The sequence below is a fragment of the Bradyrhizobium sp. USDA 3240 genome (genome assembly GCF_054063295.1).
Window position 1 is genome coordinate 8,713,457 of the sequence record NZ_JBSSGD010000002.1, and the last position, 15,177, is coordinate 8,728,633.

General features: G+C 65.2%; 8 protein-coding genes. 4 read left to right on the forward strand and 4 right to left on the reverse strand.

Annotated elements, in window-relative coordinates; translation table 11 throughout:
• Window positions 1–153: 153 nt before the first annotated feature.
• Window positions 154–6,063 (forward strand): AIDA repeat-containing protein, encoded by a 5,910-nt coding sequence (locus ACVIGA_RS41630; protein WP_456670579.1) that lies wholly within the window; start codon window positions 154–156, stop codon window positions 6,061–6,063.
• Window positions 6,064–6,165: 102 nt separating this feature from the next.
• On the opposite strand, the gene ACVIGA_RS41635 is transcribed toward ACVIGA_RS41630, so the two are convergent.
• The 3 genes from ACVIGA_RS41635 to ACVIGA_RS41645 all read right to left on the reverse strand — a co-directional run bounded on the left by ACVIGA_RS41635 (window position 6,166) and on the right by ACVIGA_RS41645 (window position 10,831).
• Window positions 6,166–7,392 (reverse strand): GGDEF domain-containing protein, encoded by a 1,227-nt coding sequence (locus tag ACVIGA_RS41635; protein ID WP_456670580.1) that lies wholly within the window; start codon window positions 7,390–7,392, stop codon window positions 6,166–6,168.
• 105 nt (window positions 7,393–7,497) lie between these two features.
• On the reverse strand, window positions 7,498–9,009 hold the full coding sequence (locus tag ACVIGA_RS41640; protein ID WP_456670581.1) for an AMP-binding protein: 1,512 nt from the start codon (window positions 9,007–9,009) through the stop codon (window positions 7,498–7,500).
• Between the two features lie 85 nt (window positions 9,010–9,094).
• Window positions 9,095–10,831 (reverse strand): extracellular solute-binding protein, encoded by a 1,737-nt coding sequence (locus ACVIGA_RS41645; protein WP_456670998.1) that lies wholly within the window; start codon window positions 10,829–10,831, stop codon window positions 9,095–9,097.
• A 384-nt stretch (window positions 10,832–11,215) separates the two neighbouring features.
• On the opposite strand from ACVIGA_RS41645, the gene ACVIGA_RS41650 reads away from it, so the two are divergent.
• Both ACVIGA_RS41650 and ACVIGA_RS41655 read left to right on the forward strand, forming a co-directional pair.
• Complete coding sequence (locus ACVIGA_RS41650; protein ID WP_456670582.1) at window positions 11,216–12,043, forward strand: invasion associated locus B family protein; 828 nt, start codon at window positions 11,216–11,218, stop codon at window positions 12,041–12,043.
• Between the two features lie 544 nt (window positions 12,044–12,587).
• Window positions 12,588–13,709, forward strand: coding sequence for an MFS transporter (locus ACVIGA_RS41655; RefSeq protein ID WP_456670583.1), 1,122 nt, complete (start codon window positions 12,588–12,590; stop codon window positions 13,707–13,709).
• A gap of 50 nt (window positions 13,710–13,759) precedes the next feature.
• On the opposite strand, the gene hspQ is transcribed toward ACVIGA_RS41655, so the two are convergent.
• On the reverse strand, window positions 13,760–14,092 hold the full coding sequence (hspQ, locus tag ACVIGA_RS41660) for a heat shock protein HspQ (RefSeq protein ID WP_024584048.1): 333 nt from the start codon (window positions 14,090–14,092) through the stop codon (window positions 13,760–13,762).
• Window positions 14,093–14,213: 121 nt separating this feature from the next.
• On the opposite strand from hspQ, the gene ACVIGA_RS41665 reads away from it, so the two are divergent.
• Window positions 14,214–15,167: an AEC family transporter gene (locus tag ACVIGA_RS41665; RefSeq protein ID WP_212314395.1), complete on the forward strand. Its 954-nt coding sequence runs from the start codon at window positions 14,214–14,216 to the stop codon at window positions 15,165–15,167.
• Window positions 15,168–15,177 lie beyond the last annotated feature (10 nt).

Consider the following 15,177-nt stretch of genomic DNA (forward strand, 5'->3'; position numbering starts at 1 on the left):
AGTGATCAAGACCCCGCGCCAAGTGAGTTGGTGAGGGCTGGATGGCGTTCGCCTCCTCGGCTGTCGGCAGCCCATCGGCCAGACTCGGCCGCGGAGGTGAATTGCCGGACATATTTTTTGGATTTTGAGATCAGTTTTTTTGGGGAGGGGTCTATGGGTGTGAACGTTGCCAGCGGCAGCACCGTTTCTGTGTCCGATACGGAGACCAGCAACACAGTCCAGTACGGCGGCACGCTCTACGTGCTGAACGGCGGCTATATCAGCGACACCGTAAATGCCGGGAGCGTCGTTGTTTCCTCCGGCGCTACGGATATCGGCGACACGACTTCCAGTGGTTCTTCCAATAGTGCCGGGCAGATTTATGTTCTTGGCACACTCGTCAACGCCGTGGTCAACGGTGGTGGAGGTGTGGTTCTCGGCACCACTCCGTCAAACGCAACCGGAACTGGAACGGCGATTGGAACGACCATCAACAGCGGCATAATGGCCGTTTACAGTGGCTCGACCGCAAGCAACACCACGGTCGGCAGCGGCGGGATTAGACTATTCAACGGCTCAACCATCAACACCACCCTCAGTGGCGGCAGCGAACAAATGTGGGGCGGCACCACGATCAGCACCTTGATCGAGAACGGAGGATACGAGTACGTCTCCGACACATACAACAACAACTTCGTAGGCAGCGCCCTCGCGTCCAACACCACGATCCAAAGCAGTTCCGAACAGATCGTCGGATTTCTTGGGGGCGGCGTTGCAACCAACACGACAATCGCGGGCGGAACGCAGTGGATCGGCTATGCCGCCTTCGGAAGCGCCGGTCATGGTGTCGCAAGCAATACCACCATCACCAGCGGTGGAATCCAGCTGGTCGCGCCATATAATTATATTGCAACAGGCACAGCCGTCGACACGACGGTCACCGGCAGCGGCAGCATCCAATACGTCGGCAGTGGCCAATACAGCGGAAGCGCAACGGCGATCTCCACCACGCTGATCGCGGGCGGTGAACAGATCGTGTGGGGCGGCGGCCCGTACAGCCCCATTGCCAGCAGCACGGTGATCAGTTCCGGCGGTGCCGAGATCGTTTCATCCGGCGGCATCGCCAGGACCACGGTGATCAGCGCCGGCGGCACCGAGACCGTGATGGCGGGCGGCATCGCCAGCAGCACAGTGATCAGCTCCGGTGGCACCGAAGTCGTTTCGTCCGGCGGCACCGCAAGCGGCATCACGGTCAATAGCGGGGGCACCTTGATTGTGATTGCCGGCGCCAGTGTCACGGGCTTGACCAACAACGGCGGCACGGTGATGAGCCAAAGCTCCCCGGTGACCGTGAGCAGCGGATCGTCCTACACCGTATCGAGCGGTCAAACCGACACCGGTGATACCGTCCTCAATGGCGGTTCGATGTTCGTTGCCTCCGGCGGGTCGGCTATCAGCACCACTGTTAGCAGCGGCGGACTTCTGACCATCAGCAAGGGCGGCAGCGACACGGGTACGACCGTCTCGTCCGGCGGCACCGAAGCGGTCGCGGGCAATGATGCAAATGCCGTCGTTGCAAGCGGCGCGACGATGTTCGTAAGCAGCGGCGGCACGGCCAGTGGAACGCTCCTATCCGGTGGAACGCTCGACGTGCTGGCTGGTGGATTTGCCACCGGGACGACGGTCTCGGCGGGCGGCACTCTGAACGTCACGGGGACCACGTCCAATACGGTCGCGGTGTTGAGCGGTGGCATCGAGAACGTCTCGTCCGGCGGCGTCATCCAGGGCACCATCAGCGGCACGACCGGTACCGGCACGTTCGTCGCAGCCGGTGCGACGCTCAACGTTCTGGCCGGAGGCTCGGCCAGCATGGTCAACGTGTCCGGCACCCTCAACGTGCGGGGCAAGATCACCAGCAATGTCACCGTTCAGAGCGGCGGCCACGAAATCGTCTCTGCGGGTGGCTCCGTCACCGGCGTCACTGGTTCGGGGACCGCAATTTCGGGCGTGGTCGACGTTCTCTCCGGCGCTTCGTTCGAATATGCGACCGTCTTCAGTGGCGGTGACCTGAATGTCTCGTCCGGCGCGACGGCGGACCATATCTCCGTCTCGAGCGGCGGCATCTTCAACGTCGGCGGCACAGTCCTGAGCAACGTCGCGGTCTTTGCCGGCGGCATCGAGAACGTGTTCTCGGGAGGTGTGGTTACCGGCGTGACCGGCTCCGGAACCGGGATTTCGGGCGGCACGGTCAACGTGTCGTCGGGAGGCGCGATCGACCACATGACCGTCAGCAGTGGCGGCATGTTGAATGTTCTGTCCGGGGCGACGGCCCACAATGTTTCCGTCTCCAGCGGCGGCACGTTCAAAGTGGCTGGCGCAGTGACCAGCAACGTGACGGTGTTTGCCGGCGGCGCGGAAGTCGTTTCCTCCGGCGGGTCGACTGGTCCGGTGACGATTTCGGGCGGCGTGGTCGAGTTGCAGGCCGGCAGCGTCGCGAGCGGCGGTATCACCTTCAGCGGGTCCGGCGCGCAGCTGAAGATCGACAGCACGTCGATGCCGACGACGACCATCAGCGGGCTGGTGCTGGGCGACAGCATCGATCTGGCCGGGGTGACGTTCTCATCCGGCGGCTCGGTGACCTTGCTTGCGGGCAATGTCCTGCAGGTCACGGAGGGTGGGACCTCCTACGATCTGCAGCTTGATCAGACGCCTGGCGTGCGGTTCAGCGTCGGCACGGATTCCGGCACCGGCACGCTGGTCACGACGCGTGCCGATATCGCACCGGTCACGTCAGCGCCCAATGTACAGGCAACGGTCGGCCAGACCTCTGTGGCGGCATCCAGCCTCTTTACGGTGTCGGACGCCGATGGTGATCCCATCACCCAATACGCATTCTGGGACACCCAAGGTAACGGCCACTGGGCCATCAACGGCGTCGTCCAGGCCACCAACGCCGAGATCGATGTTGCGGCCGCGAACCTTTCGCAGGTGAGCTACGTGTTCGGTCCAAGCGGCTCTCCGGCCGATACGCTCTACGTCCGAGCCAATGACGGTACGGTTTGGGGCGGCTGGACCCAATTTGCAGCAACGGGATTTGTGGACACCGCTCCGACCTTGAACGCAGTCAACGTGACCGGGGCGCATGGTCAGACGTCGGTTGCCGCATCCAGCCTGTTCACGGTGACCGATCCGGATCACGACACGATCACCGAGTACGCCCTCTGGGACACCGGGGGAAGTGGCCACTGGGCGTTGAACGGCGCGGCTCTGCCTGCCAACACCGAGATCGATATTCCCGCGGCGCAGTTGTCGCAGTTGACCTACGTGTTCGGGCCGCCAGGATCAGCCCCCGATACGCTGTTCATCAGGGCGAACGACGGAACATTGTGGGGGGCCTGGAAAGCGTTCACGGCAGGGCCGGGGAGCGATACTGCTCCGGTTGTTATGGCACCGAACGTCACCGCCAATCACGGGCAGGCGTCAGCTCTCGCCTCGAGCCTATTCACGACCTCGGATGCCGAGCACGACACGATCACGCAGTATGCGTTCTGGGACACCGGCGGCAACGGCCACTGGGTGGTGAATGGTATCGCCCAGGCGGCCAACACCGAGATCGATGTTGCCGCGGCGAACCTGTCGCAGGTCAGCTACGTATTCGGGCCCGGCGGCTCGACATCAGATACGCTCTACGTGCGGGCGAACGACGGAATGCTATGGGGAAGCTGGACCGCGTTCACGGCAGCACCGGGCCCCGATACGGCTCCGGTGGTGACGGCACCGAACGTGACCGCGACTCATGGTGAGACGTCGGCGCTCGCCTCGAGCCTGTTCTCGGTCACGGACGCGGAGAACGATCCGATCACCCAGTACGCGTTCTGGGACACCGGCGGCAACGGCCACTGGGTGGTGAATGGTGTCGCCCAGGCGGCCAATGTCGAGATCGATGTCTCCGCGGCGAACCTGTCGCAGGTGAGCTACGTGTTCGGCCCCGGGGGCTCGACGGCTGATACGCTCTACGTACGAGCGAACGACGGACAGAAGTGGAGCACCTGGGCCGCGTTCACGGCAACCCCGGGGATCGATGATCCTCCGGTCGTGACGGCATCGAACGTGACTGCCAATCACGGGCAGTTCTCGGCGCTCGCCTCAAGCCTGTTCTCGGTCAGCGATGCCGAGAGCGATACGATCACCCAGTATGCGTTCTGGGACACCGGCGGCAACGGTCACTGGGTGGTCAATGGTGTCGCCCAGGCGGCCAACACCGAGATCGATGTGTCCGCGGCAAATCTGTCGCAGGTGAGCTACGTCTTCGGTCCCGGCGGCTCGGCGCCCGATACGCTTTACGTGCGGGCGAAGGACGCCGGATCGCCGTGGAGCGCCTGGGCCGCGTTCACGGCGACACCAGGGATCGATACGGCTCCGGTCGTGACGGCAACGAACGTGACCGCCAATCACGGGCAGTTCTCGGCGCTCGCCTCGAGCCTGTTCTCGGTGACGGATGCCGAGAACGATCCGATCACCCAGTACGCGTTCTGGGACACGCAAGGTAACGGACACTGGGTCGTCAACGGTGTCGCCCAGGCCGCCAACACCGAGATCGACGTCTCCGCGGCGAACCTGTCACAGGTGAGCTACGTGTTCGGGCCCGGCAACTCGACATCAGATACGCTCTACGTGCGGGCCAACGACGGATCGAAGTGGAGCATCTGGACCGCGTTTACGGCAACACCAGGGATCGATACGGCCCCGGTCGTGACGGCACCGAACGTGAACGCCAATCACGGGCAGTTCTCGGCGCTCGCCTCGAGCCTGTTCACGACCTCGGACCCCGAGAGCGATCCGATCACGCAGTACGCGTTCTGGGACACCGGGGGCAACGGCCACTGGGTGGTGAATGGTGTCGCGCAGGCCGCCAACACCGAGATCGATGTTGCGGCGGCGAACCTCTCGCAGGTGAGCTACGTGTACGGGCCCGGCAACTCGACGCCCGACACGCTCTATGTGCGGGCGAACGACGGATCGAAGTGGAGCACCTGGGCCGCGTTCACGGCAACACCGGGCCTCGACACGGCTCCGGTCGTGACGGCATCGAACGTCAGTGGCATTCACGACCATTCGGTGGCGGCCACGAGCCTGTTCTCGACCTCTGATGCCGAGAGCGATCCGATCACCCAGTACGCGTTCTGGGACACGCAAGGTAGCGGCCACTGGGTGGTGAACGGTGTCGTCCAGGCGGCCAACGCCGAGATCGATGTCTCGGCGGCGAATCTCTCGCAGGTGAGCTACGTGTACGGCCCCGGCGGCTCGCCGTCGGATACGCTCTATGTGCGGGCCAATGACGGCAGCGAGTGGAGTACGTGGACAGCGTTCACGGCCACCGCCACCAACCAGGCGCCGACCGTCTCGGTCGCCAACGTCGTGACGGTTTCGGGGCAGACCTTTGCTGCCGCGAACCTCGTCACTGCGACGGACGCCGACGGCGATGCCATCACGAAATATGCGCTGTGGGATTCCAACACGAACGGGCGTTGGAACGTCAACGGAGTGAACCAGCAAGCGAATACCGAGATCGACATCACCGCGGCGCAACTCTCGCAGACGACCTATCAGGCGGGCTCGGGTACGGACCAACTCTGGATCCGTGCGTATGACGGCATCGCGTGGGGGGCTTGGCAGTCTTTCAACGCGACCGGCGAGAGCTCCGGCGGCGCCAACATCGCTGCGGGCGCCACCCTGGAATTGCCGGGAGCGTCGAGCGCCACCGTCGCATTCCAGGGCTCGACGGGGACGCTGAAGCTCGACAATTCCGCGAGCTTTGGCGGGACCGTCGCCGGGATGACCGGTTCGGATGCGATCGATTTCGCGAACATCAATTTCGCGAGCGTTCACACGCCGAGCTTCAGCGGAAACGCAGCGAGCGGAACGCTCACGGTGACGGACGGCACCGTCACGGCGAGTATCATGCTGCTGGGCAACTACATGGCCTCGACCTTCACGACCTCGAGTGATGGCCATGGCGGAACCCTGGTTGTCGATCCGCCGGCGACGCAGGTCAGCCAGCTGGCGCAGCCACAGCATGCGTGAGGCTTGAGGATGAGGAATGCGGAGCCGCCCAGACAAGGCGGCTTCGCCTGCCGACGATACCCGCGCAGCGATCGCAGCAACTGACAAACGGCATAGAGCTTGTTACGACGCCGCGCGTTCCGGCGTGCCGAACAGGCGCCCGAGCAGCGAGAGGGCGGAATCGCCCGGCAGCAGCGTTGCGATGCTGACGGCGGGCTCGGCCCTGCTGTCGCGGCGGCCGTTCTGGGTGTGGCGCATCACGCTCGCCAATCGCCGCGTAATTGCCTGGGCGTTGCGCATGTCGGTCCCGGCGAACGCCACGACGAGCGACCGGTCGTCGTGCACGGCGCCGAAATCGGCCTGGCGCATCAGCCGGCTGATGATCCGCGCGCCGTCGAATTGCGCGCGCGGCTGCGTGTTGTCGAAGGTGAAACGCGCCACCGAGAGCGCGCCGCCGCGCTCCGCGGTCTGGTAGACGGTGGTCGCGAAGTCGCGCTCGAACGCGGCCTTGGTGAGCAGACCGGTGCGGGGATCGATCAGGCCCTTGGCGTCGATCGCCTTCAACATGCGGCCGAGCCGCGCCTCGAAGGCATGCTGCCGGATCATCGGCAACACCATGTCGCCGACGCGTGTCGGCCCGGCCGTGACGATCTCGAGATTGGGCAGCTCGTAACGCGGCGTCAGCTCGCCGGAGGCGACGATCACGGGCAACGGACGAAAGCGGACATCCTCGGTCAGCACCGTCAGGAACGCATCCATCACACGCGGGGTGAAGCCTTCGGCCAGCACGATGCCGTCGATGTCACGGTTGGAGAGATGTTTTGCGGCCGCCTCGATGCTCAGCGCACCGACCACGCCGGCGCGTTCACCGAGCGCGACCGACAGGGCCGGGTAGGCGCCGCCGCGGCCGATCAGCAGCGCGGTGGCCTCTCCGACCGGATCGATATCGGACATTGCGATCGGCGCCGGCGGCACCAGGCGGCGCATTACGGTCGCATGCAAGGCGCGAACGCGTAAGGACGCGTTGAGCCGGGCGGCCAGGCGATCCGGCATGCCCTTGTGCTGGAAGAACGCGATGACGGTGTCGGGTAGGGTGGTCGCAGGATCGACCGCGATCAGCGGCAGATAGGGCGCGCGGGCGGCAGCGCGCTTGGCAAGGCCCGACAGGGCGACGAAGTCGACGCCCTCGGCGGCGGCGATGATCGCCGCCGGCTTGACCTGTTCGATGGCGCGTCCGACCTCGTTCCAGTCGGTGACCACGACCGGAAACAGCTTCCTCTCATCGAGGACCGCGGCAAACGGCGGCTTTGCCGACGCCGATACGATGAGGACCGGACCTTGTTGAGACATTCGAACGCTCGAAACCAATGCACAGATCAGCAACGGCTACGATGCTAGTTGGCATGGCTTAATGCGGCGTCAACACAATGCTAAGACTAACGCAATGATAAGATTCTAGGGCGTTCCGGTGCCGTTGCGGTCGCGAAATGCTTCGACCATCAAGGGGTTAAGCCCAAGTTCTGTCAGGGCGTCGCGGGCCCGCGCATTGTCCTGGGCCCGTCCGGCCAGCCGGTGGCCGCTCAGGCGGTCGGGCAGTGCCGTCAACAATGCGCCCTGGCCGAGGCGGCGCGACCACTCTTGCAGCTCTTGGGCAAGGAATCGGTAGCCGCCGACCGTCATGACCCCCGACGGCGGGGCGGTGATGTTGACGGCGCCGGTCGCGCGATCGACCCGCGCGGCATATTCGGTGTCGACGTAGTCACGCGGCGGTGGCGCAATCAGGGTGTCGCCCGGGGGCGGCGGCGGCGCATAGGCGGCGACCGGCACCATGGGACCACGCAGGCCGAGCGTCCCCTTCGGGGTCAGCAGGATTTCGCCGGCGATCGATGCGCCGGGAGCCTCACGCGGCGCGCTGTGCGGACCGGGCTTGATCGGGGCCGGCGATCCGTCCTCGGCGTTGCGGCGGGCGCCGAACAGCCCGGCCTCGCCGAACAGATAGACGTCGGTGAGGGTCACCCGCCGCGACGTCCAGTGCGGACTGGAGGCAACCTGCTCCGGCGTCCGCCAGAGGCCGATCGCGTTACGCAGGGTGGGCAGGCGCTCCGACAGTCCGCACTCGTCGAGCCGCAGCGCGAGCTGCGCCGGCGCGATCAGCGTGTCGCAGCCGTGATCGTTGAACTGGGTTTCGAACGCTTCCTCGTCGAACGGATGATGCATGACGAGCGTTCCGCCCGACAGCAGCCAGGCCACCAGCGACGAACAGATGCCGGCGAACGACATCGGCGCGAACGCCGACATAATGGTCGCGCCCTGGGCCAGGTCGCTCTCCAGCGACATCGCGAGCCCGCCGGCGATCAGGCCGAAATGCGCGCGCGGCACCGGACGAAAACCCTCGCTGGTGACGTCGAAGGAGATCAGCGCCGCCTTGCGGCCGTCCTGGATCATCGGGCGCGCGGTCCGCGAGTCCTGCAGGATAGCGTCATCGAGCGACGCCATGCCTTCGGGCAGATCGGTGCCGAACCCGCAGACATGGCGGATCGAAAAGGCTTCCGCCGCGGCGTTCATGGCGATGTCGGCGTAGGAGACGCCGTCGATCTTGCCGCAGGTGACGATCGCCCGCGCCGCGGTGCGATTGAGGACGGACGTCAGCTCGGCCTGCCGCCACAATAGCGGCAACGGCGCCACAACGAGGCCGACGCGATGGGCGGCGAGCACGGTCAGGGCGAATTCGATCGTCGAGGGAAGCTGAACCGCGATCACGGTATTGGCCGGCAATCCGCTCTCGACGAAATGGGCGGCGATCGCCGAGATCGCGCGGTCGGCCTGAGCATAGGTCAGGCGCTTGCAGGTCTGTCCGGTGATGCGCTGCTTGTTGATCGGGTCGACCAGCGCCAGCGCCTCGGGTTGCCGCGCCAAGCTGCGCTTGAACAGCGTATCGAGCGTGGGCGAGGTGATCGACTGGTTCACAGGTTCAACGTCGGTTGCATCGCTTCGATCAGACCGGTCCATGCCGCGTCGGGTCGCAAATCACTTGGTCGCTCAACTTGGCAGCTCAATTGGATTGCGCGCCGGGCTTCTGCCACCAGGTCTCCGGCAGGTAGCCCGTCAACGCGGTGGCCGAAGGCCGTTCTATCCGATTCCAGCGCGCGATCCATTGCTCTCCCAAGTTAAATAGGGGGATAGCGTAGAAGCCGGACATCAGGGCCCGGTCCAGCGCCCGCACCGCCGAGACGAAGGCCGGCCGCTCCCGCGCCGCGAGCAGCGCGGCGATCATGGCGTCGATGGCCGGATCCCTGGCGCCCATGTAGTTGCGGGTGCCCGGCACGTCGGCTGCCTGGCTGCCCCAGTAGAACCACTGCTCGTTGCCCGGCGACAGCGACTGGTCCCAGCGAATGGGGATCATGTCGAAATCATAGGCGACCCGGCGTTGCTCGAACTGCACGGCATCGACCACCCGGACCGCGGCGTCGATGCCGGCCCGCTTCAGGTCGCGCTGATAGGCGAGGGCGATCCGCTCATGCTCGCGTGTCGTCACCAGAAGCTCGATCCGGAGCGGCGTCCCGGTCGCGCGCTCTTTCAGCACTGTGCCGTCGAGCGTGTAGCCGGCGTCCGACAGGAGTTTAAGCGCGTCGCGAAGAATGGTGCGGTCGCGGCCTGAACCGTCGGTCTCGGGGAGGCGATAGCGGCCCTCGAGAATGTCGGGCGCGATATGCGACAGATACGGCTTGAGGAGTTCGCGCTCGCGATCATCCGCCGGGCGGCCGTAGGCGGACAAGTCCGAGCCGGCGAAATAACCGCCGGCGCGCGAGTAGAGTCCAAAATAGTAATTGCGATTGATCCATTCGAAATCGAACAGCATCAGCAGCGCCTGCCGCACCCTGACGTCGGCGAACTTCGGCCGTCTGGTGTTGAACACCAGGAATTCCGACGGATCGGGCGTGCCGATCTTGATGGTGTCGCGGATCACCTCGCCGCTTTTCGCGGCGGGGAAGTCGTAGCCGTCATGCCAGCGGAGCGGTTCGGGCTCGGTCCTGAAGTCATAGAGGCCGCGCTTGAACGCCTCGAACTGGCCGTTGGCGTCGCGGTAGTAATCGAGCCTGATCTCGTCGAAATTCCAGAGCCCGCGGTTCACCGGCAGGTCGCGCCCCCAGTAATCCGGATTGCGGGTGAACGTCACGCTGGTTCCGGGCTTGACCGCCGTCACGCGGTACGGGCCGGTGCCGATCGGCGGCGCCAAGGTGGTCTCTTCAAACTTGGAGACGTCGGTGGCATGGCGCGGCAGAATCGGCATCAGCCCGAGGATCAGCGGCAATTCGCGGTCCGCGACGCCGCCGAAGTCGAACCGCACCGTGAGCCGATCGAGCACCTCGGCCTTTGCGACTTTCGAATAATACTGGTGGTGCAGCGGACGGCCGTGATCGCGCAGCAGCTCGAGCGAGAATACCACGTCGTCGGCTGTGACCTCGTGCCCGTCGGAGAAGCGCGCGCGCGGATCGAGGCGGAATGTCACATAGCTTCTGGCATCGTCGGTCTCGACGCTGCGGGCGAGCAGGCCGTACAGCGTGAAGGGCTCGTCATTGTTCCGCACCAGCAGGCTTTCGTAGACATAGCCGCGTTCATAGGCGTAGCCCCGCAGCTGCTGCACGGCGAGACCCCTGACAATCAATGGATTGAGGCTATCGAAGGTGCCCTCCCGGGGGCTCAGGACCAGACGGCCCCCCTTGGGGGCGTCAGGATTGGCGTAGGGCAGGTGGCTGAAGTCGGCAGGCAGCGCGGGCGCGCCATGCATCGCGATGGCGTGGCTCTCGCTGGCGGCCGCAGGGGCAACCGCGCTCGTCAGGAATGCCAAGATGGATGCCAGGACGAGCCAGATGGCGGCCGACACGGCGCGCCAAACGTGACCGGGAACACGTCCATGAGGCGCCGGATTTGATTCGCGAAACGTCACATCGGGAGGTTTATCACAGGGCGCCAAAACTCGCCGTGACAGGTGCGCAAATGCGCTTGTCGGCATTGATCTTTCCGCGCGCCGCTGTATTGAAGGCGTGCAATTCGAAGGCGGGAACGCCTGTCACGTATCCGCCTCAATTGACTAGGAGACAGCCGCCCAAACGGCTATGTGTCGGCGCCTGCAGCGGTTTCGGGCGCTGCCGTTCAGAAAGGGTTTTCCGCAATGAATTTCCGTATCTTGGCCGCCCCGGTCCGGCCGCATGGGCGAATTGTTGCCCTGATGGCGGCGACGGCATTCTCTGCAGCGCTCCTGGTTCCTGCCGCTCAGGCCCAGCAGCCGGCAGCGCCGGCGCCTGCGGCACCGAAGGCCGCGCCCAAGGCGGCACCCAAGGCAGCTCCGAAGGCGCCGGCTCCGGCAGCCCAGGCGGCGCCCCAGGCACAGGCCCCGGCCGCAGGTCAGGCGCCCGCCGCGGCAGCCCAGCCGCCCCAGGATCAGCAAATCCAGCTGATCTACGCCCCCTGGACCAAGTTCTGCCTGAAGGGCCAGGAAGCCAACGCCAAGCAGGTTTGCTTCACCGGCAAGGATGGCCGCATCGAGTCGGGCCAGCCCGTGATCGCCGCCGTGATCATCGAGCCGGAAGGCGAGCCGAAGAAGATCCTGCGCGTCACGCTGCCGCTCGGCATGCAGCTGGTTCACGGCACCCGCATCATCGTCGACAGCAACCCGCCGCAGCAGGCGCCCTATGTGATCTGCTTCCAGAACGGCTGCATGTCCGATTATGAAGCAACCCCCGAGCTGATCGCCAACATGAAGAAGGGCCAGAACCTCGTGGTCCAGGCGATCAATTCGAACGGCGCGCCGCTGACGCTGCCGCTGCCGCTCAACACCGAATTCGCCAAGGCCTATGACGGCCCGCCAACCGATCCGAAGGTGTTCGAGGAAAACTCGAAGAAGCTGCAGGAAGAGTTGCAGAAGCGCGCCGAAGAACAGCGCAAGAAGCTGGAAGGCGCGGGCGGTGGCGCGGCTCCGGCCAACCCGGCCGCCAAGTAACAACGTCGATCGCGCGTTCAAGAAGTCGCGAGTTCGTCGCAAGCAAAAGGCGCCCGTAAGGGCGCCTTTTTTTGTCATGCGAAACAGACTGGCTGATGGCAGCCTGCCGCGCTGGTGATCGCACAGGTCGTGTGCGATGGTCGCTCAAGGCAAATCGATCGCGCCAAGCCGCATCGTCGTTGCCTTGTCCGGACAAGTCCGGCGTCGAAGCACAATCATAAATCTGTTACGGGAGGCCGGACGAAAGCGCGGAACGCGCGCCTTCGATGCGCAAATGCGTGCGTGGTTCGCTGCGAACCCCGGCCACTGTGTGGAAGCGTGATGGCGCGATGCGACTGGACTTTGCCTGGGCCGCAAGTCCGTCCGTCGATCGCAATCATGAAAGTCCCCAATGTCCCAGCGAGTCAGCACGTAGCGGCGGGAACCGCTTTCCCGGCCTTCGGAGCAGCCGACCGGCCGTGCTTCGGTCGATGCCGGCGGGCGTCTCAACCAGGACAACGCCCCCGGGAGCTTTCATCCGGGCATCGTTCATCTCGCGCTGGCGATGGGCGGCTTCGCGATCGGCATCGCCGAATTCGCGACCATGAGCCTGCTGCCGTTCTTCGCCCATGACCTGCACATCAGCGAGCCCCAGGCCGGCCACGCGATCAGCGCCTACGCGCTCGGCGTCGTGGTGGGCGCGCCTGTCATCGCCGTGCTGTCGGCGCGCATGACGCGGCGGACGCTGCTGATCGCGCTGATGGGCTTCTTTGCGCTGATGAACGGTCTCTCCGGGCTCGCGCCGGATTATCACACCATGCTGGCGCTGCGCTTCCTCGCCGGGCTGCCGCACGGCGCCTATTTCGGCATCGCCATGCTGGTCGCGGCCTCGTTGGTCCCGACGGACAAACGCACGGCGGCGGTCGGCCGCGTGCTGCTCGGCCTCACCATTGCGACGACGATCGGCGTGCCGCTCGCCAATGGCGTGGGGCAGGCGATCGGCTGGCGCTGGGCGTTCGCGATCGTTGCGGGCCTCGCGCTGCTGACGTCCATCCTGGTTCTGATCTTCGCCCCGCGCGACGTCGCCGACAGCAATGCGAGCCCGTTGCGTGAGCTCTCGGCGCTCGGGCGCAAGCATGTCTGGCTGACGCTTGGGATCGGCGCCATCGGTTTCGGCGGACTATTCTCGGTCTACACGTATCTGGCGTCGACCATGCTGGCGGTGACTCACGCATCGCCCGCGCTGGTACCCGTCACACTCTGCGTGTTCGGCGCCGGCCTCACCGCCGGCAACATCATCGTGCCGCGCTTTGCCGACCGCGCGCTGATGGCAACCGCGGGCGGGTTGCTGCTGTGGTCGGCCGCGACGCTGGCGTTGTATCCGCTGGCGGCCGCAAATTTCTGGACGCTGAGCGCCGACGTGTTCCTGATCGGGCTGGGCGGAGCGCTCGCCACCGTGTTGCAGACCCGGCTGATGGATGTCGCGGGCGAGGCGCAGAGCCTCGCCGCGGCGCTCAACCATTCCGCCTTCAACGTCGCCAATGCGCTGGGGCCGTGGCTCGGCGGAATGGCCGTCGCAGCCGGTTACGGCTGGACCTCGACCGGTCTCGTCGGTGCTGGACTGGCGCTGGCGGGTTTTGCGGTCTGGGCGATCGCGGCGGCACTGGCCGCGCGTGAGGGGGTATGAGCAGGCTGGAAGCCGCGCCGTCGCGTCCGTCGCCGGACAGGCGACGAGCGTCAGTTCAGCGACGGGTTGCGCGGACGGTAGCCGCCCGATTTGTCCTTCACGAAGATCTCAGCCACCTGCGAGTGTCGGATCGGTTCGCCGGAATCGTCGGGCAGCAGGTTCTGCTCGGACACATAGGCGACGTACTCGGTCTCCGAGTTTTCCGCGAGCAGATGATAGAACGGCTGGTCCTTGTGCGGCCGCATGTCCTCGGGGATCGACAGCCACCATTCCTCGGTGTTGTTGAACTCCGGGTCGATATCAAAAATCACGCCCCGGAAGGAGAACACCCGGTGACGGACGATCTGCCCGATCTGAAACTTGGCGGTGCGCGCTTTGATCATGGTTCGTCGATAGACCAACATTGTGGCCGATGCTAGGGGCTAAGCCTCGAATTAACCCCCGGTTTACCGATTCTAGCGGCACCAAAACGACCCGAAATCCGGCCGAGAAACTACTTTCAGAATGATCGATATCCTCAATCTGGCGTTGCCGTATTTCGGCTTGATCTTCATCGGCTACGCGTGCGGAAAAGCCAAGGGTTTGCCCGAGAGCGGGCTCGCCTGGATGAATTTCTTCCTGCTTTACGTTTCGTTGCCGGCGCTGCTGTTCGGGATCATGTCGAAGACGCCGTTCGCCGAGCTGAACAACCCGCCATTCCTGATCGCCACCACGCTCGGAACCGTGATCGCGTTCTTCCTGGCGATGGTCGCAGGCAGACTGATCGGCGGGCTGTCGCTGCGCGAGGCGACGCTCGCGGGCCTGTCCGGCGCCTACGGCAATATCGGCTACATGGGGCCTGGGCTGGCGCTCGCCGTGCTCGGCGCCAAGGCGGCGGCGCCGACCGCGCTGATCTTCTGCTGCGACAGCATCTTCCTGTTCTCGATCGTGCCGCTCCTGATCGAGCTCACCGACCGCGACCATCCCTCGCTGCTGCACGCGTTCGGCGTGGTGCTGCGGCAGATCGTGCAGAACCCGCTGATCATGTCGGCAGTGTTCGGCGCGCTGGTGGCCGCGTTTCACATCCCGATCCCGGTCGCGCTCGACCGCACCATCCAGTTCCTGGAGAACGCCGCCGCACCGACGGCGCTGTTCGTGCTCGGCATCACCGTGGCGCTGCGGCCGTTCGAGCGGGTGCCGTGGGAGGTGCCGGGCGTGGTCGCGATCAAGCTTCTGATCCATCCGCTGCTCGCCTTCGGACTGATGCTGCTGTTCGGTCCGTTCGCGCAGCCCTGGGCTGCGACCGCGGTGCTGATGGCCTCGCTGCCGCCGGCACTCAACGTGTTCGTGATCGCGCGCCAGAACGACACCTGGATCGAGCCGGCATCGGTCGCGGTGCTGATCGGCACCTTCGCCTCGGTCGTCACGCTGACCAGCGTGATGTGGTTCATCCAGAGCGGACGGCTGGTGTTTCCCTAAGACGAGTAGG

Coding starts and splice junctions, on each gene's coding strand:
- ACVIGA_RS41630 (WP_456670579.1), top strand. CDS start 154: ATGGGTGTGAACGTTGCCAGCGGCAGCACCGTTTCTGTGTCCGATACG.
- ACVIGA_RS41635 (WP_456670580.1), bottom strand. CDS start 7,392: ATGTCTCAACAAGGTCCGGTCCTCATCGTATCGGCGTCGGCAAAGCCG.
- ACVIGA_RS41645 (WP_456670998.1), bottom strand. CDS start 10,831: ATGCATGGCGCGCCCGCGCTGCCTGCCGACTTCAGCCACCTGCCCTAC.
- ACVIGA_RS41650 (WP_456670582.1), top strand. CDS start 11,216: ATGAATTTCCGTATCTTGGCCGCCCCGGTCCGGCCGCATGGGCGAATT.
- ACVIGA_RS41655 (WP_456670583.1), top strand. CDS start 12,588: ATGGGCGGCTTCGCGATCGGCATCGCCGAATTCGCGACCATGAGCCTG.
- hspQ (WP_024584048.1), bottom strand. CDS start 14,092: ATGATCAAAGCGCGCACCGCCAAGTTTCAGATCGGGCAGATCGTCCGT.
- ACVIGA_RS41665 (WP_212314395.1), top strand. CDS start 14,214: ATGATCGATATCCTCAATCTGGCGTTGCCGTATTTCGGCTTGATCTTC.